The organism is Rhizobium sp. FY34, from assembly GCF_005222845.1.
GTDB lineage: Bacteria > Pseudomonadota > Alphaproteobacteria > Rhizobiales > Rhizobiaceae > Neorhizobium.
This window is the reverse complement of the sequence record NZ_STFZ01000006.1, coordinates 89,342-114,104: the sequence shown is the minus strand read 5'-3', so window position 1 is coordinate 114,104 and position 24,763 is coordinate 89,342. Positions and strand designations below refer to the sequence as shown.

The following is a 24,763-nucleotide window of genomic DNA, read 5'->3' as shown; positions in this document are numbered from 1 at the left end:
GCCTATCGAGGGTGGGCAGAGGTTACACCGGCAGTTACAGCGGGCACCAACCAAAAATTCTGTCCTTAGTCATAAAGACATCTGATGTATTCGCCCGAACCATTGGCGCGTCGTTCGACCACCGTGGCAAGCCGCTGCATGCCGCGACCAGGCTTGGAGGCGACGCGGGTAATGGGATTGGGCAGCGAGACGGCGAGCAGCGCGGCCTGCCTGCGGCTGAGCTTTGCCGCCGGCACCTTGAAGTGATGGCGCGCCGCCGCCTCGATGCCATAGATGCCAGGACCCCATTCCGCGACATTCAGATAGATTTCCATGATCCGCTCCTTGGACCAGAAGAAATCCGCCCATAGCGCCAGCGGCACTTCCATGGCCTTGCGCACAAAGGAACGGCTGTTCCAGAGAAAGAGGTTCTTGACCGTCTGCATGGGAATGGTGCTGGCGCCACGGGTTGCCTCGCCCTCCAGCGCATCCTCCACGACGCCGCGCATCTGCACCCAATCGACACCGCCATGAGCACAGAACTGGCCATCCTCGGACATCATGACGGATTGCACCAGGACCGGCGCGATCTCGTCCAGCGACACCCAGCGCCGGTCATAGCCGCGCAGTAAGGCGGCATCCGCCAGCATAAGGGTGGAAATCGGATGCAGAAAGGGCAAAGCATAAAGAAGCACAAGCGCATAGGGTAGGATAAAGATTGCAGCGAGCGCCAGTGCCACGCGCCGCACCCAGAGCGAAACACTGCGGCCCGGTCTCGGCACGGTCTCTTCCTCCAAGGGCTGTTGTGGCTCCTCGTCGAGCCGGTCGGGCTCTTCGGGCTGCCGCTCGGGTGAGACGTCCAACTTTTTCCACTCGTTCTCTTCGATACTTGCCGTACATAGCTGCAGACGGGTTACAAGACCAGTGCAGCCGGCCTGTCCTTCCGGCTTTTCGGCAAATCTCCGTTGCAAGCCTCGTTTCGCCATGCCAATGAACCGCAATGACGCTCATGGATCACGATCACTTCGACCGCTATCTGCACGAATGCGCCGCAGAAACACAGGACCTGCTGTCCAGTCTTCTGGCCGAGGCGACGCTGGATGACGAGATCGCCCGCCCCGCCGGGCTTCTGGCTGCCATGCGCCACGGCACGCTGAATGGCGGCAAGCGGTTGCGGCCTTTCCTGGTATCGCAAACCACGGCACTGTTTGCCGGCAATGCATCGGCGGCGGCCCGCGTCGGCGCGGCGCTTGAATGCCTGCACAGCTATTCGCTGATCCATGACGACCTGCCGGCCATGGACGACGACGATACGCGCCGCGGCCAGCCGACAGTGCACAAGGCCTTTGACGAAGCAACCGCCATCCTGGCCGGCGACAGCCTGTTGACCTTCGCCTTCGATGTGATCGCCGCACCCGAAACCGATCTGCCGGACGACCGCAAGGTTCAATTGGTTCTGGCGCTTTCACGGGCTGCCGGCATTGGCGGCATGGCCGGCGGACAGGCGCTGGATCTGGCGGCAGAGACGAAGGCGCCTGATGAAGATGGCATCATCACTCTGCAGGCGATGAAAACCGGCGCGCTTTTGCGCTTTGCCTGCGAGGCAGGCCCGATGATTGCTGGCGCAAGTGCGGCTGACCGCGCACGCCTACGCCAGTTCGGTGAACAGATCGGCCTGGCCTTCCAACTTGCCGACGACGTGCTGGACGTGACCTCAGATGCCAAGACCATGGGCAAGGCGACCGGCAAGGATGCAGACCGCGGCAAGGCAACGCTGGTGGGCCGTCACGGGCTGGCCTGGGCTGAAACCCGTCTCGATCAACTGGTCACCAATGCCATCAACATCCTGGCATCCTATGGGGAAAAGGCTGATATTCTTGCGGCCACTGCGCGCTTCGTTGCCAACCGCAGCAGCTGATCACCACCCGATCCATTCGAAAATGTGACGCTTTCCATCAAAACTCGGCGCGTGTTGATGGCGCCTGCTTCCCCTATGGTGCGGGCATTGTCCACAGATCGAGTTTTCCAATGTCCGAATTGATGCACAACCTGCCGCAGCTTCTGGCCGCCTACACAGTTTACCTTGTTGCGGTGATAACGCCTGGCCCGGCCAATCTCGCCATCATGGGGACAGCGATGAATGAAGGCCGAAAGCGGGGCATTGTCATCGCACTTGGCATATTTACTGGCTCCTTTACATGGGCCATGGCAGCGGCACTCGGCCTCTCGGCCATTTTGACCCGCTATGGAGAGATTCTGCAGATCCTGAAGGTTCTGGGTGGCATCTACATGCTCTACCTGGCTTTCAAGGCAGCAAGAGGTCTTGTCCGGCCCGCATCGACCACGGATCTGGAGCGACCAACGGTAGAGACACGTCTCTGGCGCACGTTTCTCACCGGCTACGCCATTCATATGACCAATCCGAAGGCTATTTTCGGCTGGCTCGCCACCATTTCGCTGGGGCTTCCACCGGGGGCTTCGGCCGGTTCGGTCATGCTGGTGGTCTGCGGATGCCTGCTGACTGGCTTTACCGTCTTCATGACCTATGCGCTGCTGTTTTCGACAACCAGAGCCGTCCATCTGTACAAAAGCGCACGGCGTCCGCTGGATGCCCTGATGGCGCTTTTCTTCGGCGCAGCCGGTGCCAAAATGATTTCAAGCGCTTTGTGAGCATCAACGAAAAAGGCGCCGCTTGCGCGACGCCTTTTGCAATATCTGAAACCCGGCCGATCAACCTTGTGTGATCGGTGCGATCTGGATTTCCACGCGGCGGTTCTGCGCCCGGCCAGCAGGCGTTGCATTCGAGGCGACCGGCTGCGATGGGCCAAAGCCGAGCGTCGACATGCGGCGCTGATCGACGCCACGACCGCCGAGATAGTTGGCAACCGAAGCCGCACGACGCTCCGACAGTTCCTGGTTATGCGCAAGACTGCCGGTCGAATCCGTATGGCCGTTCACATCCACCAGCGTGCGGTTGAACTTGTTGAGCACCAGCGCCACCGAATCCAGCGTCGGGTAGAAGCCCGCCAGGACCTGATCCTGATCCGTCGGGAAGGTGATGTTGGACGGCATGTTCAAAATGATGCGATCGCCAACGCGGGTCACGGAAATGCCCGTGCCCTGCAGTTGTGCACGCAGTTCGGCTTCCTGCTGGTCCATGTAATTGCCGATGGCGCCACCGGCGAGCGCACCGACGCCGGCACCGATCAGTGCGGCATTGCGCCGGCCGACAGGCGAACCGCCGACGGCAAGGCCGGCAAGCGCGCCTAGACCCGCGCCGATGGCAGCACCACCGGCCGTGTTGGAAACCTTTTGCTGGCCCGTATAGGGGTCAGTTGTCGTGCAGGCAGAAAGATAGGTCGCGCAGAGAGCAACCAATGCAAGCTTCTTCATCATGGAATCACCGTCCCTGTCGTCGTCTCACTCGTCCATTACCATGAATTGCGGCAATACCGAGGAGGCCACCGCCATCGAATGACGCTATTCGGCTGCCGTCTTCCGGCCAAAGCGCTTTTCGATATAATCTGCCACCAGCACCTCGAAATCGGCAGCGATATTGGGGCCGCGCAAAGTCAGCGCTTTCTCGCCATCGATGAAGACCGGAGCAGCCGGCGTCTCGCCGGTTCCGGGCAGAGAAATGCCGATATCGGCATGCTTGCTTTCACCCGGTCCGTTGACGATGCAGCCCATCACCGCGACGTTCAGCGCCTCGACGCCCGGATATTTCTCGCGCCAGACAGGCATGTTCTTGCGGATATCGTTCTGGATATTCTGCGCCAGTTCCTGGAAGACCGTCGAGGTGGTGCGCCCGCAACCCGGACAGGCAGCGACCACCGGAATGAACTGGCGAAAACCCATGACCTGCAAAAGCTCCTGGGCGACCTGCACTTCACGGGTGCGGTCACCATTCGGCTCAGGCGTCAATGACACGCGGATGGTGTCGCCGATCCCGTGCTGCAGCACATAGCCCATGGAAGCGGCCGAAGCGACAATGCCCTTCGATCCCATGCCGGCTTCCGTCAATCCCAGATGCAGCGCATGGTCGGAGCGTTCCGACAGCATGGAATAGACCGCGATCAGGTCCTGCACCTGGCTGACCTTGGCCGACAGGATGATACGGTTGCGCGGCAGGCCGATCTGCTCGGCCAGTTCCGCCGAAATCAGCGCTGATTGCACGATGGCCTCGTGCATGACCTGACGGGCAGACAAAGGCGAACCGGCTTCTGCATTGCGGTCCATGAGCGTGGTCAAGAGATCCTGGTCGAGCGAACCCCAGTTGACGCCGATGCGCACCGGTTTGTCATAGCGGATCGCCATTTCGACGATATCGGCGAACTGCTTGTCCTTCTTGTCTTTGAAGCCGACATTGCCCGGATTGATGCGGTATTTGGCCAACGCTTCGGCACAGTCCGGATGATCGGCCAGCAACCGGTGGCCGATATAGTGGAAATCGCCCACAAGCGGCACATCGAGCCCCAGCCGTAGCAGCCGGTCGCGGATTTTCGGCACGGCGGCTGCACTCTCATCGCGGTCCACCGTGATGCGCACGATTTCCGAACCCGCCTTGTGCAGCGCCGCCACCTGGGCAACGGTGCCGTCAATATCGGCCGTATCGGTATTGGTCATCGATTGAACGACGACGGGCGCGCCGCCGCCGACAATCACGCCGCCGACATCGACGGCAACTGAGGCACGACGCGGTTTCGGATCATAATCGGCAGGCATCAGCGTCTCACGGTTTGTGGGAGAAAGTGCTTCTCAGGTGGATCAACCGACCCGCCTTGTCAACACCCGCGTGACATCACATTAGGACGCAGGGGCTGGACGATCCGCATGGCGGGCAAGACCGGAGAGACCCAGGACCACCAGATGCAGGAGCGCCAGACCGGCAAAGATGGCTGCAAGGCTCATATGTTCGGCAATGAAACCGATCAGCGATGGGGCGACCAGAATGCCGGAATAGCCCATAGTGGTGACCACCGACAGGCCGATGCCCTGCGCCATGCCCGGCAGATTGCCGGCGGCCGAAAAGGCAATCGGCACCATGTTGGAAATGCCGATACCGGCAATGGCAAAGCCGATGATGGCCATGGCGGGTCCGCTGGCAAAGCCTGCCGTCACAAGGCCGATGATGGAGGCAAGCGTGCAGAACCGCAGCGTATTGACCGCGCCGAACCTGTCTCGCACCAGATCGCCGGCAAAGCGCATGATCGCCATGGTGAACGAAAAAGCGCCGAAGGCAAGGCCCGACAGTTCCACCGAGGCACCCAGTTCTTTGCGCAGATAGAGCGCGCCCCAATCTATTATAGCACCCTCCGGAACCATCGAAAACAGCGCCACAAAGCCGATCAGCCAGGGAAGCGGGGAGCGAGGCAGCCGGAGTTTCTGCCTTGCGTCTTCAGGATGCGGCGTGTCGATGAGCAGCATCGGCCAGGCGATGGCCACCAGAAGGACAGCAAATCCGGTAACAAGCAGCGAATGCCCCACGACGCCAAACGTGGCGATCAGATAGCCGCCGCTTGCTGAACCGATAAGTCCCCCCAGGCTCCAGAAGGCATGGCAGGAGGACATGATGGAGCGACGCATGTGCTTTTCGGTCGCCACCGCATTGGCATTCATCGCCACGTCCATGGCACCGATAAGCCCACCGAAGAGAAAGATTGCGAGCGCCCCGGTAAAAACAGTGCTGACAAGGCTCAGGAGAATCAGCGTCGGCAGGCCAAGAACAGCCGCAATACGAGTAACCCAGGTTGAACCAAAGCGGGCAATCTGCATGCCGGCCAGCGGCATCATGACGATGGAGCCCAGCCCGAAGACCAGGATCATCAGGCCGAGCGCACCCTCGCCAAGCCCAAGCCGGCCTGCAAATTCCGGGATCTTCGGGGCCCAGGCTCCGACCATGAAGCCGTTCATCAGGAACATCAGAGCCACGGCCGCACGCTCGCGTGTGACGATGGGCGCGCGGTCAAAAGCACCCGTCTCGACAGTATTTTCAGTCATTGTTCTGGTCTCTCCCGGTCTTTCGACCCTCTGACAGTCCGGCCTCGATGATCTCGCACCCCGCCTCCCGCAGCGGCACGAACCGATCCGGGTCAACACCTGATTCGGTGACGAGGCAGTGATATTGGCCAGCAGCGGCCACCGCATAGGGTGCTGCTGCATCAAATTTTTCGCGCGTGGCTGCGACGATGACCTTGCGGCTGCGACCACAGACAAATCGCTTGAAGGCGGCATCCTCCAGGCGGAAGGCCGAGAGGCCGCCCTCGGCATCAATGCCGCAGGTCCCGACGAAGCAGATGTCCGGCCGGATAACGGACATGGCCTCGATCGCCCGCGCGCCAACGACACCACCAACAATGCGATCCAGGATACCGCCGATCAGGATCACCTCCACCAACGGCTTTTCGGCGAGCACGAGCGAAATGGCAGGGGAATTGGTTATCGCCGTCACCACACGGTCTTCGTGCAACGTCTCTGCGATTGCAAGATTGGTGCTTCCTGCGTCGAAATACACGGTGGAGCGCTGTGGGATGAGCGTGCTAGCCGTTTCAGCCAAGGCCTTCTTTCGCTCTGAAGCCACACCCATGCGCTGGGAAAGCGTCGTGACGCCGCGTGAGACCGGCAGGGCGCCGCCATAGACGCGTTCGCACAGACCGGCATTGGCCATGTCCCGCAGGTCACGACGAATCGTGTCTTCGGAAATGCGAAATTCCGCCGCCAGAGACGCCGCCAGTACCCGCCCGTCCTGTTTCAGACGCCGCAAGATTTCGGCCTGCCTTTCCTGCACCATCAAATCCGTCATGCACATCCATCCTAAATAACGCACAAACACGGATAAACGTGCACCACCGTGCGCGCAAGACACTAAGAACCCGGCACCCGTCACAACACGTGATCGTTGCATAGGCGGCGGCCCGCGCGGGCGATGCAGGGTAGGATTGAGGAAATGACAGCGCCACCCTCAGGAAATATCCGGGCGGGGTCAACGGGTACGGGAGGCGCACCCGTTTGGAATTGAAAATGGCCCCGGACGGTCAAAAATCCGCCCGCGGCCATCCAGATCAATTTTCAGCCTTCGTAGACGATCAGCAGGTCCTTGGCGTCGATCTGATCGCCCGGCTTGACGAGCACTTCGGCAAGCGTGCCATCCTTTTCGGCATGGAGCGCCGTTTCCATCTTCATCGCTTCGATGGAGAGCAGCACATCGCCGGCCTTCACCTTCTGGCCAGTGGAAACGAAGACGCGGGAAATGACACCGGGCATCGGCGCGCCCAGATGCGTCGCATTGCCAATCTCCGCCTTGCGGCGTGCGACTGCCCCTGTCGCGCCTTGTGCCCGGTCCGGCACTTTGATGCGGCGCGGCTGGCCATTCAGCTCGAAGAACATCGTGACGAGTCCCTGCGCATCCGCAGCGCTCGCCGCCTGATTGACGATCACCAGCGTCTTGCCCTTCTCGATATCGGCAAACAGTTCCTCGCCATCGGCCATGCCGTAGAAGTAGGCCGGCGTCGGCAGAACAGAAACCGGTCCATAGGTATCGGAAGCCAGCGCAAAATCTGTGAAGACCTTGGGATACATCAGGTAGGAGGCAAATTCGAAATCATCCACGGCACGCTCGAGCTTGCCCTCGATCACCTTGCGCTCGGCATCGAGATCGGCATCAACCAGCAGCGAGCCGGGACGTTCCGTATAGGGCTTGTCGCCCTTCAGCGCCTTCTTCTGCAAGGCCTGCGGCCATCCGCCGGGCGGCTGGCCCAGATCGCCCTTCAGCATGGAGACAACGGAATCCGGAAAGGCAATGTCGCGCTCGGGATTTTCGACATCCTCAACCGTCAGGTCCTGGCTCACCATCATCAGCGCCATGTCGCCGACGACCTTGGAGGACGGCGTGACCTTGACGATATCGCCGAACATCTGGTTCACGTCCGCATAGGTCTGCGCCACCTCGTGCCAGCGGCTGTCGAGTCCAAGCGAGCGGGCCTGCTCCTTGAGATTGGTGAACTGGCCGCCCGGCATTTCATGCAGATAGACTTCCGAGGCCGGCCCCTTGAGATCGCTTTCGAAGGCCGCATACTGGTTGCGCACCGCCTCCCAGTAAAACGAGATGCGGCGGATCCATTCCGGATCAAGGCCCGAATCGCGCTCGGTGCCGGAAAGTGCCTCAACGATCGAACCCAGGCAGGGCTGCGAAGTATTGCCGGAAAAGGCGTCCATGGCCGCATCGACCGCATCGACGCCGGCATCGATAGCGGCCAACACGGTTGCCGCCGAAATGCCGGATGTATCATGCGTATGGAAATGGATCGGCAGGCCGGTTTCTTCCCGCAATGCCTTGAACAGCACGCGCGCCGCCGCCGGCTTCAAAAGCCCCGCCATGTCCTTGACGGCAATGATATGCGCGCCGGCCTTTTCCAGTTCCTGTGCCAGGTTGGTGTAATATTTCAGATCATATTTCGGCCGCGCGCTGTTCAGCATGTCGCCGGTATAGCAGATGACCGCCTCGCAGAGCCTGTTCTCCTCCTGGATGGCATCCATGGAAACACGCATGTTTTCCACCCAATTCAGGCAGTCGAAGACGCGGAACAGATCGATGCCGCCTTTGGCCGCCTGACGGACGAAATATTTGACGACATTGTCCGGATAGTTGGTGTAGCCGACGCCATTTGCGCCACGCAGCAGCATCTGCAGCAGAAGGTTCGGCGCGCCTTCGCGCACCAGCGCCAGCCGCTCCCATGGATCTTCGGTGAGGAAACGCATGGACACGTCGAAAGTGGCACCACCCCAGCATTCGAGCGAGAAGAGATTGGGCAGCGCCCGCGCATAGATCGGCGCAATGCGAGCAATATCATAGGTGCGCATGCGGGTGGCGAGTAGCGACTGATGGCCATCGCGCATGGTCGTATCGGTCATCAGCACGCGCGTCTCGTTGCGCATCCATTCGGAAAAGCCCTTCGGTCCCAGTTCGTCTAGCTTCTGCTTGGTACCTGCCGGCACATCAGCCTCGATATAGGGCACGATCGGCTTTGCAGCCTTGTCGGAGGGCTTTGGCCTTCCCTTGGTTTCGGGATGACCGTTCACCGTCACGTCGGCAAGATAGGTCAGCAGTTTCGTCGCACGGTCCTGGCGCTTGACCTGCTGGAACAGTTCCGGCGTCGTATCGATAAAGCGCGTCGTATAGGAATTGTCGCGGAAGCTCGGATGGCCGATAATCGCTTCGAGGAATGTCAGGTTGGTTGCCACGCCGCGGATACGGAATTCACGCAGCGCCCGGTCCATGCGGCTGATGGCTTCCTGCGGCGTACCGCCCGAGGCTGTCACCTTGACCAGCAGCGGATCATAGTAACGGGTGATGATGGCGCCCGTATAGGCCGTACCGCCATCCAGACGGATGCCAAAGCCTGCCGCCGAACGGTAGGCGGTGATGCGACCGTAATCGGGGATGAAATTCTGCTCGGGATCTTCCGTCGTGATGCGGCACTGCAACGCATGACCGTTAAGGCGGATATCGGCTTGAGCCGGCACGCCCGATTCCGGCGTGCCAATGGCAAAGCCTTCGAGAATATGGATCTGTGCCTTGACGATATCGATGCCGGTGACGACTTCGGTGACCGTATGCTCCACCTGGATACGCGGATTGACTTCGATAAAGTAGAATTTGCCGGTATCGGCATCCATCAGATATTCGACCGTGCCGGCACCGACATAGTTGGTGGCAGCGGCAATCTTTAGCGAATAGCCGGCGAGTTCATCGCGCTGCGCCTGCGAAAGATAGGGGGCCGGAGCGCGCTCCACGACCTTCTGGTTGCGGCGCTGGATAGAGCAGTCACGCTCGAAGAGATGCACGACATTGCCATGCGTATCGCCAAGAACCTGGCTTTCCACATGGCGGGCACGTTCCACCAGCTTTTCGAGATAGACCTCATCCTTGCCAAACGCGGCCATGGCCTCGCGCTTGGCCTCCACCACTTCCTTTGCGAGATCCTTGGGATCGCGGATGGCGCGCATGCCGCGCCCGCCGCCGCCCCAGGAGGCCTTCAGCATCACCGGATAGCCAACCTCTTCGGCCATCCGCGCCACTTCCGCCATATCGTCCGGCAGCGGCAGCGTTGCCGGCACGACCGGCACGCCGACGGAGATTGCCAGATCGCGGGCGGCGACCTTGTTACCCAGCTGGCGCATGGTATCGGGCCGCGGCCCGATGAAAATGATACCTGCATCGTTGCAGGCCTCGACGAATTCGGGACTTTCCGACAGGAGTCCGTAGCCCGGATGAATGGCATCGGCGCCGGAGAGCTTTGCGACGCGGATCACCTCGGGAATGGACAGATAGCTTTCGATGGGACCCAGATCGCGCGCCAGATGCGGGCCGCGCCCGACCTGATAGCTCTCATCAGCCTTGAACCGATGCAGCGAGAGCTTGTCTTCCTCGGCCCAGATTGCGACGGTCTTGATGCCAAGTTCATTGGCAGCGCGAAACACGCGGATAGCAATTTCCGAACGATTGGCGACAAGGATTTTCGATATCTTCAAGACAGTCTCCCCTCACATTTACGGATAATGCTGCATCCGCGAAGAGAGACCTTAGCGGCTTTTCTGGGAAGTTCAATTTCCCGTGTTGTCCGCCGGTCGATTTATGTCAGCAAAATGTCAGGTAACCAATCCGACGCGGAAAGCTGTGGCAATCACATGCTGCCGGTTCTTGGCGTTGAACTTTTCCTGAATGATATTGATGTACCAATCCACCGTATGGCTTGAGATCTGTAGCTTCTTGGCAATCTCATTGGATGTCATGCCATCGGCCAGCAAGGTCAGAACCTCCATCTGGCGGCGCGTCAGTTCCGTGTCGATCACCACCTGCTTCTCCAGCTCAGCTGCATCTCCACGCAGCTCCAGCAGACGCCAGAAGCTCTTTCGGCCAGCAGCCTCGAACAAAGCCAGTTCCACCGGGGATAGATCGACAGGAAAACCACCAATACTGAACTGACCGATCAGGCCCGTCCTGCCATGGATTGGGAAAGCATAGCCATCAAACAGATCATGCTTGGCGGCATCCTGAAGAAGCCGCAGCACGCGCTTGCGATAAGGGTCATCCCGATAGCTGTGTATAGCATCGCGCCAGCGGAACGGCCGCTGGGCAATGGTCAACATGCGACGCACCGGGTCAATCATTCCGTATTTCTTGGAAAGATAGAGCTTGCGCCAACCCTCGGGCCAACGCCCTGCCAGCATCAGGTTATTGGGTTCCGAATTGGCGCGTTGGTAAAACCAGAGACCATAATAAGCGAAGCCGTATCCTGAAATAAGCGCATCTAATTCCGTGGTTAGTTCTGCCTGCGTCTTCGTCTCGTTGACTAATACCAAGAGCTGCAGAATAGAGTGAATGTTCACTCATACCCCCTGCCACTAAGAGGTGTGGCCGTTCATCGTTGAAACCATCGTCTTCACTGAATACGCCACACCTTCCCCCATGCTTGGTTAGCATTGACTGAAGACACATGGCGACATTTCATAGTGGGCTCTATTCTCGCAGAGATTGCAAGCGGCTTCTAGTCTCCTCGGCGTTGTGTCCAATGTTATGCGGTCTGTCATTCCCCAACGCCTCGGGCACGCGCAACACGTCCTTGATGCAACAGCAAGCCATTCCAATCATTGATCTTCCGCATTCCACCGTGAAAGATGGCCAATCGTCTCGATCACCGCTATGACGCACCCAGCGCGCAGGCGTGTGCCACGCGTTCACGCTACATACAGGTCAGATCCGCTAGAGATGCGCGATTGATCAAATCTCGAGGTAATGTCGTTGAGCTTGTTTCAGGTCTATGCGCGGGCGCTACAATATCTCGGATCGAGCAAGATCCGCGTATCCATGGTGGTCGTCGCCAATATCGTCCTTGCCGTCATCACGATTGCCGAACCGATTCTGTTCGGACGTATAATTGATGCGATTTCCGGCAATGGCGAGGTGACCCCCATCCTTCTGATGTGGGGCGGTTTCGGCGTGTTCAACACTATAGCTTACGTTCTTGTAGCGCGCGAAGCCGATCGGCTGGCACATGGGCGGCGCGCAACATTGCTGACGGAAGCCTTCGGGCGCATTATTTCCATGCCGCTGTCATGGCACCACCAGCGCGGTACATCGAATGCTCTGCATACGCTGCTGCGGGCCAGCGAAACACTGTTTGGCCTCTGGCTGGAATTCATGCGCACGCATCTTGCCACCATCGTGGCGCTGGTCCTGCTGGTGCCGACGGCATTTTCGATGGATTGGCGACTGAGCTGCGTTCTCGTCGTGCTCAGCATTCTCTACTGGTTCATCGGCCGCATGGTGATGAACCGCACGAAGGAGGGCCAAGCCTCCGTCGAAGGACATTATCACACGGTCTTCTCGCATGTTAGCGACAGCATCAGCAATGTCACCGTGCTGCATAGCTACAATCGCATCGATGCGGAAACCAAGGCGCTGAAAAGCTACACGGAAAAGCTTCTATCGGCACAATATCCGGTTCTCGACTGGTGGGCGCTGGCCAGTGCGCTGAACCGCATGGCCTCCACCGTCTCCATGCTGATCATCCTGATCATCGGCGTCGTTCTCGTTCGCGCCGGCGAAATCCGCGTCGGTGATGTGATTGCCTTCATCGGCTTTGCCAACTTGCTGATCGGCCGCCTTGACCTGTTGCGCCAGTTCGCCACGCAGATCTTCGAAGCGCGTTCCAAGCTTGAGGATTTCTTCCGTCTGGAAGATTCAGTGAAGGAGCGCGAGGAACCGGCCGGCGCCGGCGAACTCGGTGCGGTGCGCGGCGAGGTGGAGTTCCGCGATATTTCCTTCGATTTTGCCAGCACGACGCAGGGTGTCAAAAACGTCTCATTCATTGCCAAAGCGGGCCAGACCGTTGCCATTGTCGGGCCGACAGGTGCCGGCAAGACGACACTCGTCAACCTGCTTCAGCGGGTCTATGATCCGCAACAGGGCAGTATCCTGATCGATGGCACGGATATCGCAACCGTTACCCGCAAGTCGCTGCGCCACTCAATTGCCACGGTCTTCCAGGATGCGGGCCTTCTCAATCGCTCGATCACTGAAAACATCCGGCTTGGCCGCGAGGGCGCAACCGATGCCGAAGTGATTGCAGCGGCTGAAGCCGCTGCCGCGACCGATTTCATCGAAAGCCGGCTTGCCGGTTACGACACGCATGTGGGCGAGCGCGGCAACCGCCTGTCGGGTGGCGAGCGCCAGCGTATCGCCATTGCCCGCGCGATCCTGAAGAACGCCCCCATCCTGGTGCTCGACGAAGCCACCAGCGCGCTGGACGTAGAGACGGAACAGCGGGTCAAGGAAGCAATCGACCGGTTGCGCCAGAACCGCACGACCTTCATCATCGCGCACCGCCTCTCCACTATCCGCGACGCCGATGTGGTGATCTTCCTCGACCATGGCCGGATCATCGAGCAGGGCACCTATGATGAACTGAATGCCCTCGGCGGCCGCTTCGCCGCGCTGTTGAAGACAAGTGGCATTGTGACGGATGATGCAAAGACCATTCCGCAGGTGGTTCCCCAGCGAGCCTGATCCTGATTGACGGATGGTTGGATACCGGGAGTAAAATGGCGAGGCTGACCCGCCATTTTCATGTCTGGTCCGGCTTGCTGCCTGGCTCGACCGTAGCGCTGGAATCGGGCTTCTTTGGCTCGAAACTCTCCAAGGTCGCATCATAGCGTGGGTGCAAGGTCCCCATCATACGGTCCCACCAGGAAAAGGTGTGACCATAGTTGTACTTGAAGTACCCGTGGTGCTGGTCGTGAAACACCGTAGAGGCGAATGGAAAGGGGGTTCGGCCCGCCGGCGAGGCAAAGTGTTCGAAGCCCGCATGGCCCAGCATACCACTTACCTGATCGTAGAGCTTCTGTAGTACAAGCAGCTGCCAGGGGATCGGCAGAATGAACGGAATAAGAAGGTAGAAGGCCTGATTGAGGAAGCCTTCGACAAGCGTTTCGTGGTGGTTGGTCCACACGGTCGGCGCGACGCTTTTGTGGTGGAGGGCGTGGAAGCGATAGAATGGCTTCCAGTGCAGTAGACGATGGACCCAGTAAAACCAGGCATCATACAGCACCACCGAGAGACCAAGCATCAGCGGTCCCGTCCACCAGGAGAGCGCAAGTGGCGCTATCGTCCACCCCTGGGCTTGCGCGAATAATCCACCGGAAAAACAGAGTGCAATGATGGCGACCGAACCGGGCGCATGCGCCAGTTCCTGCCATTTACGCCGGTTGACGCGATGTTTCTGGATACGTCGTTCCGGATGCCGCGCGTTCATGACTTCGAAGAAGCCGCCGACTGCCGCCAGAACGATGAGAATGGCTGCAACGGTCAGACCAAACAGCACGGCGAAATCCAGGGCGAGCCCACGCCAACCCAGTTCGGGCACCGTGGCCGAAAGGGGTGCGAGCAGGGAATATTGGGCAAAAAAGCTCATCGGGGACCCGTCTTGACCGCGTCGATGTGTGTGAACCTAACCGAATGCACGAAAAGGAGCAATCATCGGCAGCCAGGGCAGTTTCCTATAAGCAAGGACCCGGACTTGCATGCGCAATCCGGGTCCCTGTTCATCAATCATGTCCCATACTGGTCAGTTGAGGAGGAATCCGTCCGCCTCTGAGACCGACGTACCATTGACCGTGACCTGCGCCTTGCCGTCTGCCATCGTCACAACCACGGCATAGGTCTTGCCCGATAGCGTCAGTTCGGCTGTAAAGCCCGTCCAGTCGCTTGGCAGAACCGGCGCAACAAACAGCCGGTCGCCTTCGCGGCGAATGCCGAGAATGCCCTCGACCGCCGCACGGTAGAGCCAGCCGGCAGAGCCGGTGTACCAGGTCCAGCCACCGCGACCCGTCAGATCGCTGACACCGTAGACATCGGCAGCCACGACATAAGGCTCGACGCGATACTTGTCGGCGGAGGTCTGATCCAGCGCGTGATTGACCGGGTTCAACAGCTTGAAGGCCTTCCAGGCATCGTCGCCTCGCTTCAGACCGGCCAGTGCCAGCACGACCCAGATGGCCGCATGGGTATACTGGCCACCGTTTTCACGCACACCCGGCGGATAGGCCTTGATATAGCCTGGATCCTTCGGGGTAGATGCAAAGGCCGGCGTGAAGAGGCGGATAAGCCCTTCCTTATCGTCCACCAGCTTGTCCATTACGGCATTCATGGCCTGTTCCTGGCGGGCGGGATCACCCTCGCCCGACAGAACGCTCCAGGACTGACCCAGCGAATCGATGGCGCATTCCAGATTGCCATTGGCGCCGAGCGGCCCGCCATCGTCGAAATAGCCGCGACGATAATAGGTGCCGTCCCAGCCAGCCGTTTCCAGCGCATGTTTCAGCGAGGTCAGGTGACGCGACCAGCGTTCGGTACGGACCGTATCGCCACGCTCTTCTGCATAGACCATGAAGCGACGAAGGGCAGCCGCCAGGAACCAGCCAAGCCAGACGCTGGTGCCGCGCCCACCAATGCCGACACGGTTCATGCCGTCATTCCAGTCGCCGCCCAGGATCAGCGGCAAGCCGTTCGAGCCGGTGCGGACAATGGCCAGATCAAGCGCCAGCGCCGCATGCTCATAGAGCGAGGCGGTGTCGGAAGAGATTTCCGGCTTGTAGAAGGCATCGTGCTGGCCAGGCGTCAGCGTGGCACCCTGCAGGAAGGGCAGTTCCTCGTTCAGGATCGCCTTGTCCCCGGTTGCCTGGATATACTGGTGTGCCGCATAGGCGAGCCAGACCACGTCATCGGAGATCGAGGTGCGAACGCCGGCACCCGTGCCCGGCAGCCACCAATGCTGCACGTCGCCTTCCTTGAACTGACGGCTGGCGGCATTGACGATCTGGCGACGCGCCAGATCCGGTTCGTGTAGCAGGAAGGCAAGCGTATCCTGCAACTGGTCACGGAAGCCATAGGCGCCGGACGACTGATAGAAGGCGGTGCGCGACATGATGCGGCAACCAAGCGCCTGATAGGGCAGCCAGGTATTGACCATGTTGTCGAGCGCCTTGTCGGGCGTCGAGATCTTCAACCGGCCGGTAAATTCCTGCCAGAAGTCATTGGTGGTCTGCAAAACTGCGCCGAAAGACGAGGCCTTGATGTCGGCGGCAAGGGCTGCCGCTTCCTCGCGTGTGCCGCAATCACCGAGATAGAAGGTGACGACCTTTTCTTCACCGGCTGCAAGCTCGATATCGCAGGCAAGTGCTGCGCATGGCGCGCCGTCCGGCTCCAGCGATCCGTTGAGCGCCGAACCGCTGGTCACGGCCACCGGGGCTGCAACCGTACCGAACCGGCCAATGAATTCGCGGCGGCTGGTGGTAAAGCCCGAAGCTGCAACATCGCTGCCGAAGAAGGCGGTGCGATGGAAATCGATGCTGTAGGGATTGGTCGCAAACAGGGCACCCGTTGCTTCGTCCCGACCGCTCAGAATGAACGGTTGCGTGCGCTGCGGGTTGTTGCCCAAGATCCATTCCGCATAACCATAGACACGCAGGCGACGCGCTTCACCGCTGGTATTGCGCAGCGTGATCTTCGACAGCTTGACCGGGCGGGTGCGATCTACGGTCTGCGTCAGGGTCAGGGTCAGGCCATCTTCCAGCGACTGGAACGTGGAATAGCCAAGACCGTGACGCGTCTCAAACGTCACCGATGGGCGGCGCGACAGCGCGGCAAAGGGTGTAGACACCGTGCCGCTTTGCAGATCCGCCACATAGAAGGCTTCGCCGGGCCGGTTGATGACCGTGTCATTCGACCACGGTGTCAGCTGGTAGTCGCGCGAGTTCTGGCTCCAGGTGAAGCCTGCACCTTCGGCAGAAATATGGAAGCCGAAGCTCTCGTTGGAAATGACGTTGATCCACGGATGCGGGGTCGTGCCACCACCCGACACACGAACGACATATTCCTGGCCGTCGGTGGCAAAGCCGCCATAACCGTTCCAGAAATCGAGATCCTTACCGGCATCATCACCATTGCCCAGCACGCTGCCGAAGTGATCGGCCGACAGAAGCTCGCGGCGATCCGTCTCGATTTCGGCACCACGCGGGGCCGAAAACAGCGAAACCGCACGGTTGACCTGATCCTCGATCTTGCCGTTACGGGCATGAAGAACGACACGCGAGGCGGCAATCAGGGCCGCCCAGGTTTCCTCGTCCATCAGGTCGCGGCGCAGCGCAAACACCTGCTGGCGGCCTTCGGACTGGCCAAGGCGACGAATGCTTTCGCTGATCTGGTCGATCGCGTGCTGCATGTCCTGCGCATAAGAGGCCGGCTTTTCATTGACGACGGCAAGATCGGCCAAGACGCCACGCGAACGCAGATATTCCTGCGCCGACAGGGCTTCCTTGACGACATCCATATCCATTTCGTCATTAATGCGCAGCGTGAAGATCGGCAGGTCGCCGGAGATGGAGAGACCCCAGAGCTGGCGTTGCGAGGCAAGGCCCGCTTCAACCGTTGCTGAATCGGCGCGCAGATACATGTCTGGATAGACCAGATAGCGGCCAAGATGCTGGAAGGCTGCGGCCTGCTGCGAACTGATGCCGATATGGCGCATCTGCACCTGCACGCGGGTCCAGGCCTGCGTCAGTTCAGAACCAAAGGCATCCGGGTGACGATAGCGCTCGATGGCGCCATCGAGATCCTCACGGCTCGGTGCAGCGATCGTCCAGAAAATGACGCTGACCTTCTTGCCGGCCGGTACGCGCACGACGCGGCGCAGCGACAGGATCGGGTCAAGCGTGAACCCATCGGTGCCCGACAGTGTTGCATCCGGATCAAAGGCTGCAGCTTCTGCCAGAGTTCTGCCACGGCCGATGAAGCGACGGCGATCGGTCTCGAATTCGGTCGGACGCGAGGAGCCGGCATTGTCAGCCGCCAGATGCGCAATGTGCATCGAGGCTTCGTTCGGGTTGCGCTTGTTGCGCCAGGCGCGGATCACATCGCCGCGACGACCGATCTCGGTGCGGATGAACATGCGCGAGAAGACCGGATGGGCGTTGTCGTCATCCTCGTTGGCAATCACCGGTTCCAGATAGGAGGTCACTTCGATGAAGCGGTCCTCGGTGCCGGTATTGAGCAGCGTCAGGCGGCGACCTTCCGCATCATGTTCGGTTGCCACGATACATTCGACAGTGCTGACAAGCGTGCCGACGGTCTTAACGAATTCGGCCTTCTCATCGCCGAATACGGTCTTCGTCTTTTCTCCCTCGGCGCGGCGCGGCTCGGCGGTCGTCGACCACCACTGGCCAGTCGTCGTGTCGCGCAGGAAGAGGAAATTGCCCCAGCGATCCTCGACCGGGTCCGGCTTCCAGCGGGTCACGGCAAGGCCGTTCCAGCGTGAATAGCCGGTGCCGGTCGCCGTCAGCATGGTCGAATAATGACCATTCGACAGGAAGACCATTTCGCGGTCGCGGCTTGCCGGGTCCTGTATGGTGCGGATTTCGGGACGCAGCAGATCGGCCTGGCCCTTGCCGGGCGTTTCAGGCTCATACTTGGAGCCCATGACAGGCACTTCGCGCGGCGCCTTTTCCTGCAGCAGCAGTTCGGCAGCTTCCACCACCGGATCGGCGTGGAAAAGCTCGCGCAGCTTGCCATTGTTGACGACATTGGCAATGGCTGCAATCGACATGCCATGGTGGTGGGCATAGTAGTTGAACACAACGGCGCATTTCTTGCCTTCCGGCACGCGGGTCGGGGTGTAGTCCACCGCATCATGGAAGCCATATTTGCCAAGCGCACCAACTGCCCGCAGCTTCTGCAGGTTTTCCAGCGCCTCAAGCGGGCGGTACTGGCTGGCAAGGATGGATGCGTAGGGTGCGATGACGGCATTCTGGCCAAGACCGCGCTTCAGACCAAGCGTCGGCACGCCGAAGTTCGTGTACTGGTAGTTCAGGTTATGGTCGCGCGCATTGAAGGCGGCTTCCGAAATCCCCCAGGGAATATTCAGACGACGGCCATGGTTCATCTGCTCTTCGACGATCAGATTGTTCGTCTGGTTCAGAATGCCACCCTGGCGCTCCTGCATGACGAGCGGCGGCATCAGATATTCGAACATCGAGCCCGACCAGGAAATCAGCGCACCGCGCGCACCGATCGGCACGACCTGACGGCCCAAGCGATACCAATGTTCGGTCGGAAGATCGCCCTTGGCAATGGCAAACAGGCTGGTCAGACGGCATTCCGACGCCAGAAGGTCGTAGCAGGCCTCGTCAAGGTCATTGCTTTCGACGCGGTAACCGATCGACAGCAGGCGACGATCCTTCCGGTAGAGGAAGGTGAAATCCATCGAGAAGGCGAGATTGCGGGCACGGTCGCGCAGCTGCGTCAGGCGCTGGCGCAGCGGTTCGATATTGGTCATGTCGAACGTGCTGTCGGCAATATGCGCTTCGCAGGCAGCCACGAGTGATTCCGACCAGCGAGTGACTTCAGTGCTCTGGGCAGAGCTAACCTCGTGATCGAGATTGGAGGCCAGCTTCTGGATGTCGCGGGCGAGAACCGCAAGGTTGATGATTCGGATCGAGGCAAACTCGTGCTCGCGCTTGACGGCTGCCAGCGCATTGCCAAAGCCGATGATGCGTTCTTCCAGGCGCCGGCGCAGCGGGCGAACCGTCTTACGGTCATCCGGCAGTTCCTTCAGCACTTCCGACAGGATGCCGGCGACATCGCCAATGCCATCGAGCGAAGCTTGAAGATGGGCCGATGGCGCTTCCGCCCATTCCCGGCAGGCCGAGGAAACCGCGATCAGGTGGCCGGCCAGGTTGCCGCTGTCAACGGTCGAGACATAGCGGGGTCCGAGCGTCTGAAGCGTATCGGTATGGTACCAGTTGAACAAATGGCCACGGAATTTCCCCATGCCTTCCACGGTGGACACGGTGTTTTCCATCCGCTCCAGCGTTTCCTGGAAGCTGATCCAGCCAAAATGGCGGGCGGAGATGACCGACAGAAGATAGACGCCGATATTGGTGGGCGAGGTTCGCTTGGCGACAATCGGTTCCGGCTTTTCCTGAAAATTGTCCGGCGGCAGGAAGTGCTGATCTTCGGTGACGAAGGCCTCATAATAGCGCCAGGTGCGGCGCGAGAACTTGCGCAACTCTATGGATACGGCTTCCGGCACAAAGAGGCGGTCTTCGGTTTCAGCCGACTGGCTGACATACCAGGCCACAAGTGGCGAAAGTACCCAAAGCAGCACGAAAGGCAGGCCGACGAGGAAGGCATTGTCGGCCGGCAGGGCTGCCAGCAACAGGGCGAGAACGGCTGCAACCGGCGCATGCCACATGGAGCGATAATAATCGAGCGGGCTGCCCTGCGCAGAGGACTGGATGCTGGCGGCGGTGCGCCATTCCAGCATCTGCTTGCGGCTGACAAAGAGACGGTAGATCGAACGCACGATGGCATCGATCATCCGGAAGGCGGAATCAGCGATGAAGACGATCCGCAGCGCGACCTGCGCATTGGCGGAGCGCACATCCGACCATACGGAATAGAAATGCGCGCTGGGCACGATATCGGTCGAGCGCGGCACGATACCGGTGATCAGCGACAGTGTCGGCGCGACAAACAGCGAGAAGATCAACAGGATCTGCCAGATAAGCGCGCCGAGCGGGTCCATGAAGTACCAGCCGAGAACCGAGGCGAAGAACCAGGCGATCGGGGTCAGCGAGCGGCGCAGGTTATCGATCATCTTCCAGCGACCAAGCGCAGTCACGCCGCGCATCGGATCGAGAATATACGAGAGAAGCTGCCAGTCGCCACGCGCCCAGCGATGCTGGCGTGACACTTCCACCTCGTAGCGGGTGGGGAAATCTTCCACCAGTTCCACGTCGGTCACAAGCGCGCAGCGGGCAAACGAACCTTCCAGAAGGTCGTGGCTGAGGACGGAGTTTTCCTCGATACGGCCACGCAAAGCCGTCTCGAAGGCATCGACGTGATAAAGGCCCTTGCCGGTGAACGAACCTTCGCCGGTCAGGTCCTGATAGACGTCCGAGACGGTAAATACGTAAGGATCGATGCCACGGCTGATGGAATAGACGCGCTGGAAGACCGAGGCATCCTTGCCCGTCGTCAAGGACGGGGTGACGCGCGGCTGCAGCAGGCCATAGCCATGGATGACGCGGCCGGAATGGGGGTCATGCACCGGACGGTTGATCGGGTGGTGCAGCTTGCCGACGAGCTTGGTCACCGCATCGCGCATCAGGCGCGTATCGGCATCCAGCGTCATGACATACTGGACGTTTTCCGGCACGGTATTGGCACCCTGCAGGTAACTCGTGTCCTTGTCGCCGCGCAAGAGAAGGTTCAGCTCGTGCAGCTTGCCGCGCTTGCGCTCCCAACCCATCCACACACCTTCGGACGGGTTGAACAGACGACGGCGATGCAGCAGGTAAAAACGCGTCTTGCCATCGAAAGCGTAACGATTGCTGAGCGTGGTGATCTCACGGCGGGCATATTCGAGAACTTCGAGATCGGCGTCGGTCTGCTCGACCGTTGCGTCCTTCCAGTCGCTGAGCAGCGCAAAATAGATGTCGCCTCGCGGGTTGGCGAGATAGTGGACCTCGAGATTGCGGATCAGTTCATCCACGGTATCGCGGTTGGTAATGAGGCAGGGCACGGCCACCAGCGTGCGCGCATCTTCCGGAATGCCGTTCTTGAATTCATAGCCGACAAGGCGGGCAGGCTTCACCACATAGGTAACCAGCGTATTGAAGAGGCCTGTTGCCCCTTCCGATGCCGGCAGGGAGAACATCAGCAGGAAGAGAAGGATGAGCGGAAGGGACATGCCCATGCTGGACAGGAACATGCCCACCAGCGCCAGCGCCAGGAAGGTCAGGAGCAGAACGGGAACGGCAACCGCCATCCAGTTCATCTTCTGCACCGTGCGGACGATGCGCTGGGCAAATGTCGGTGTATAGCCCACGGCAGCTTCCAGCTGCGGACGGTACATGCCGGTCAGGAAAGCGCCGACATTGGCCTTGTGCGGATCGGGCACTGGTGCGCTCTTGGCTTCTTCAGCCAGCGCAATGGCCGCACGCGCCACGTCGATTTCCGTCTTGCCGCAGAAACGGGCAAGCTTTTCGATCCGATTGCGATAGGAATTGCGCGATCCAAAGTCGAGCTCGTTATAATCGCTCTGCTCGCGCAGAACCTGATCGACAAGGCAGACCTCTTCGAACCAGACGCTCCATTCGGTATCGTCGATCTCACGCAGGCTCTTGATGATATTGCCCATCGTGACATTGCCGGAGGAGAGGCGGTTGTGTTCCGCCATCATCACTTCTTCGGTGTCCGTGCCGGCCTGCTCGAGACGCGCTTCCAGCCAGGCAATGGCAAAGCTCGGCGACTGCGACGCATTGCGCAGGCGATAGAGGAACTGCGTGGAAAAGGTGTTGTCCTCGGTCAGCTGCTCGATCTTCTTCAGAAGATCGGCGCAGGCCGCCTCGTCATTCAGCTTGATGATCTCGTCAGCGGCATCGTTCGCCTGCTGGCGCATACGGCGCGAGCGTTCGACGCGGATCGAGATACGGCGCAGGTTTTCGATCAGAACGAAACGCAGGAAGGATGGCAACGCCCAGAGCTCGCCGATCTCCAGCGACTGGTGCACCTGGAAGCCCTCGGCCATCGCCGTCAGGTTTTCGCGCGACACCGTGGAATGGGTATGGGCGACATAGAGCCAGGCCAGCGCCAGAACGCGCGGGATCTCGACACTGCCGATCGCCATGGTCGGCAGCTGCTTGTAGAACTTGCGCGGAAAATCGCGGCGGACTTCCTGGATCGCCTCTTCAACGATGTAATGGTTGTCGAGCAGCCACTCGGCGGCCGGCGTAATCGTCGCACCCGCTTCCACATCCCTGGCGGTGGAACGATAGACCCGCAGGATCTCCTTTTCGTTCTCCTTGTGCCGCTCCCGGAAATCAAACGTCATGAAGCCCGGCAGCGTCTGGGCACCGTCGCGCGCCAGCGCATCGCCGCAACTGCGCAAGGCCTCCGCATTGAAATAGGTCGCGCGGATCGCCTCGTTATGGTCGATCTGCTTGCCTTCAGTTTCACGCGTAGTCTGAGCGGGCGTAGTATGAAATGACATTGTGTCGGCTTCTAAGAATGAGGACGCTGGCGTGGCGGAAAAAGAGCGGGTCAGGCGCTGATGTGGCCGAGGAATGGCGCATCAGGCATGGAGAATGCCGGCGACAGCCTGAAATAGGCGCCGTCAAACGGGCGAACGGAGTGACAAAACCTGTTCACATGCTTCTCCAAATCTATGACCGTCTGCCTCTATTCCCTCAGGGATGAATGAAACCTGAACATAATCAGCCGGTTGGAATATAGGATACGATGCTTTTTTCGCGTGACGCTGCTCCGGACAAACGAAGCCGCAGACGGAAAGCACCACTGTTCATTTGGTTCCATGACATCAAGATCATCCGCATTCAAGCGGGATTCGGCGTAAGGTTTAGAGCGCGACCGGCACTATCGCCGGCATGTGCGAACGGGTAGCCAGGTATTACCCATGCCGACGCTTCCTGTTATGGTTCGGCATGAATACCTAAGCCCAGCCATAGACCAGAGCCTACCGCGGAGACCTGTTTCATGACGATACACCTAACCAATGACATGCCGGAGCTTGTGGCCATCAGACACTATCTTCACCAGCATCCGGAGCTTGGTCTCTCCGAGTTCAAGACTTCCGATTTCCTGGCGCAACAGCTTGCAGGCCTCGGCTATGAGGTCACGCGCGGGCTGGCAACCACAGGACTGGTCGCCACATTGAAGAACGGCACGAGCAACCGGTCGATCGGCATCCGCGCCGATATCGACGCCCTGCCGATCGACGAGGAAACCGGGCTTGAGCATGCAAGCCTTCATCCCGGCCTGATGCATGCCTGCGGCCATGACGGCCACACAACGATGCTGCTGGGGGCGGCAAAATTACTGGCTGAACGGCGCAATTTCGACGGCACAATCCATCTCATCTTCCAGCCGGCCGAGGAGAACTTCGCCGGCGCCAAGCTGATGATCGATGACGGGCTGTTTAAGCGCTTTGCCTGCGATGCCGTATTTGGTCTGCACAACGACCCCGCCATTCCCTTTGGCCGCATCGCAGTCAAGGAAGGACCGATGATGGCGGCAGCCGACGAGTGCATCATCACCGTCAACGGTCGTGGCGGCCACGGCGCCGAACCGCAGGAGGCCTTGGACCCCATCGTCTGCGGCGCCAGCATCATCATGGCTCTGCAAAGCATCGTCTCGCGCAATCTGCATGCGATGGATCAGGCCGTGATCACGGTGGGCGCCTTCAATGCCGGCAAGGCAAGCAATGTCATTCCCGAGCGGGCGCAGATGGCTATCACCGTCCGCTCCTTCGATGCCAAGGTGCGCGACATGCTGGAACGGCGGATCCGCGAAATTGCCGAGGGACAGGCTGCCAGCTACGGTATGAGCGTGACGATTGCCTATGAACGCGGCTACGAGCCGACCATCAACCACAAGGCCGAAACCGATTTCGTCCGGGATATTGCCCGCCGGGTGGTGGGGAATGACAATGTCATGGACCTGCCGCGACCATCGATGGGAAGCGAGGATTTCGCCTTCATGCTGGCGGAAAGACCCGGCAGCTATTTCCTGCTGGGCACCGCCCGCACGGACAATGACCCGCCGCTGCACCATCCGCGCTTTGACTTCAACGACGACGCGCTGCCGATTGGTGTGGCGATGTGGGTGGAAATTGCCGAAACCTGGCTGAAGCCCGCCTGACAATCACAC

At 59.9% G+C, this 24,763-nt stretch carries 13 protein-coding genes; 4 read left to right on the top strand and 9 right to left on the bottom strand.

Annotation, left to right across the window (positions count from 1 at the left end):
- Positions 1-65: 65 nt before the first annotated feature.
- Positions 66-776, bottom strand: a complete 711-nt coding sequence (gene mtgA / locus E8M77_RS03770; RefSeq protein WP_246659124.1) for a monofunctional biosynthetic peptidoglycan transglycosylase — start codon at positions 774-776, stop codon at positions 66-68.
- A 212-nt stretch (positions 777-988) separates the two neighbouring features.
- Here mtgA and E8M77_RS03765 point away from each other — a divergent pair, with 212 nt between their 5' ends.
- Positions 989-1,897, top strand: a complete 909-nt coding sequence (locus tag E8M77_RS03765; RefSeq protein ID WP_137129492.1) for a polyprenyl synthetase family protein — start codon at positions 989-991, stop codon at positions 1,895-1,897.
- A gap of 110 nt (positions 1,898-2,007) precedes the next feature.
- The gene (locus E8M77_RS03760) at positions 2,008-2,649 is read left to right on the top strand and encodes a LysE family translocator (protein ID WP_137129283.1); all 642 of its coding nucleotides are present in this window, start codon (positions 2,008-2,010) and stop codon (positions 2,647-2,649) included.
- A gap of 60 nt (positions 2,650-2,709) precedes the next feature.
- Here the strand turns inward: E8M77_RS03760 and E8M77_RS03755 are convergent, their stop codons facing one another.
- The 6 genes from E8M77_RS03755 to E8M77_RS03730 all read right to left on the bottom strand — a co-directional run bounded on the left by E8M77_RS03755 (position 2,710) and on the right by E8M77_RS03730 (position 11,367).
- The gene (locus E8M77_RS03755; protein WP_137129282.1) at positions 2,710-3,375 is read right to left on the bottom strand and encodes an OmpA family protein; all 666 of its coding nucleotides are present in this window, start codon (positions 3,373-3,375) and stop codon (positions 2,710-2,712) included.
- A gap of 84 nt (positions 3,376-3,459) precedes the next feature.
- Complete coding sequence (gene ispG / locus E8M77_RS03750; RefSeq protein WP_137129281.1) at positions 3,460-4,704, bottom strand: flavodoxin-dependent (E)-4-hydroxy-3-methylbut-2-enyl-diphosphate synthase; 1,245 nt, start codon at positions 4,702-4,704, stop codon at positions 3,460-3,462.
- 81 nt (positions 4,705-4,785) lie between these two features.
- Positions 4,786-5,979: an MFS transporter gene (locus E8M77_RS03745; RefSeq protein ID WP_246659114.1), complete on the bottom strand. Its 1,194-nt coding sequence runs from the start codon at positions 5,977-5,979 to the stop codon at positions 4,786-4,788.
- A complete protein-coding gene (locus E8M77_RS03740; RefSeq protein WP_246659113.1) occupies positions 5,972-6,781 on the bottom strand; it encodes a DeoR/GlpR family DNA-binding transcription regulator in 810 nt (269 codons plus the stop codon). The genes E8M77_RS03745 and E8M77_RS03740 overlap by 8 nt, the downstream gene beginning before the upstream one ends.
- 266 nt (positions 6,782-7,047) lie before the next feature.
- Positions 7,048-10,509 (bottom strand): pyruvate carboxylase, encoded by a 3,462-nt coding sequence (pyc, locus tag E8M77_RS03735; RefSeq protein WP_137129279.1) that lies wholly within the window; start codon positions 10,507-10,509, stop codon positions 7,048-7,050.
- Positions 10,510-10,626: 117 nt separating this feature from the next.
- Positions 10,627-11,367, bottom strand: a complete 741-nt coding sequence (locus E8M77_RS03730; protein WP_137129278.1) for a LuxR family transcriptional regulator — start codon at positions 11,365-11,367, stop codon at positions 10,627-10,629.
- 412 nt (positions 11,368-11,779) lie between these two features.
- Between E8M77_RS03730 and E8M77_RS03725 the strand changes: the two genes are divergently transcribed.
- On the top strand, positions 11,780-13,546 hold the full coding sequence (locus tag E8M77_RS03725; protein ID WP_137129277.1) for a glucan ABC transporter ATP-binding protein/ permease: 1,767 nt from the start codon (positions 11,780-11,782) through the stop codon (positions 13,544-13,546).
- Between the two features lie 58 nt (positions 13,547-13,604).
- Here E8M77_RS03725 and E8M77_RS03720 read toward each other — a convergent pair whose 3' ends face one another.
- Both E8M77_RS03720 and E8M77_RS03715 read right to left on the bottom strand, forming a co-directional pair.
- The gene (locus E8M77_RS03720; RefSeq protein ID WP_137129276.1) at positions 13,605-14,450 is read right to left on the bottom strand and encodes a sterol desaturase family protein; all 846 of its coding nucleotides are present in this window, start codon (positions 14,448-14,450) and stop codon (positions 13,605-13,607) included.
- A gap of 153 nt (positions 14,451-14,603) precedes the next feature.
- Positions 14,604-23,087: a glucoamylase family protein gene (locus E8M77_RS03715; protein WP_137129275.1), complete on the bottom strand. Its 8,484-nt coding sequence runs from the start codon at positions 23,085-23,087 to the stop codon at positions 14,604-14,606.
- Between the two features lie 503 nt (positions 23,088-23,590).
- Between E8M77_RS03715 and E8M77_RS03710 the strand changes: the two genes are divergently transcribed.
- Positions 23,591-24,754, top strand: a complete 1,164-nt coding sequence (locus E8M77_RS03710; protein WP_246659112.1) for a M20 aminoacylase family protein — start codon at positions 23,591-23,593, stop codon at positions 24,752-24,754.
- Positions 24,755-24,763: the final 9 nt, after the last annotated feature.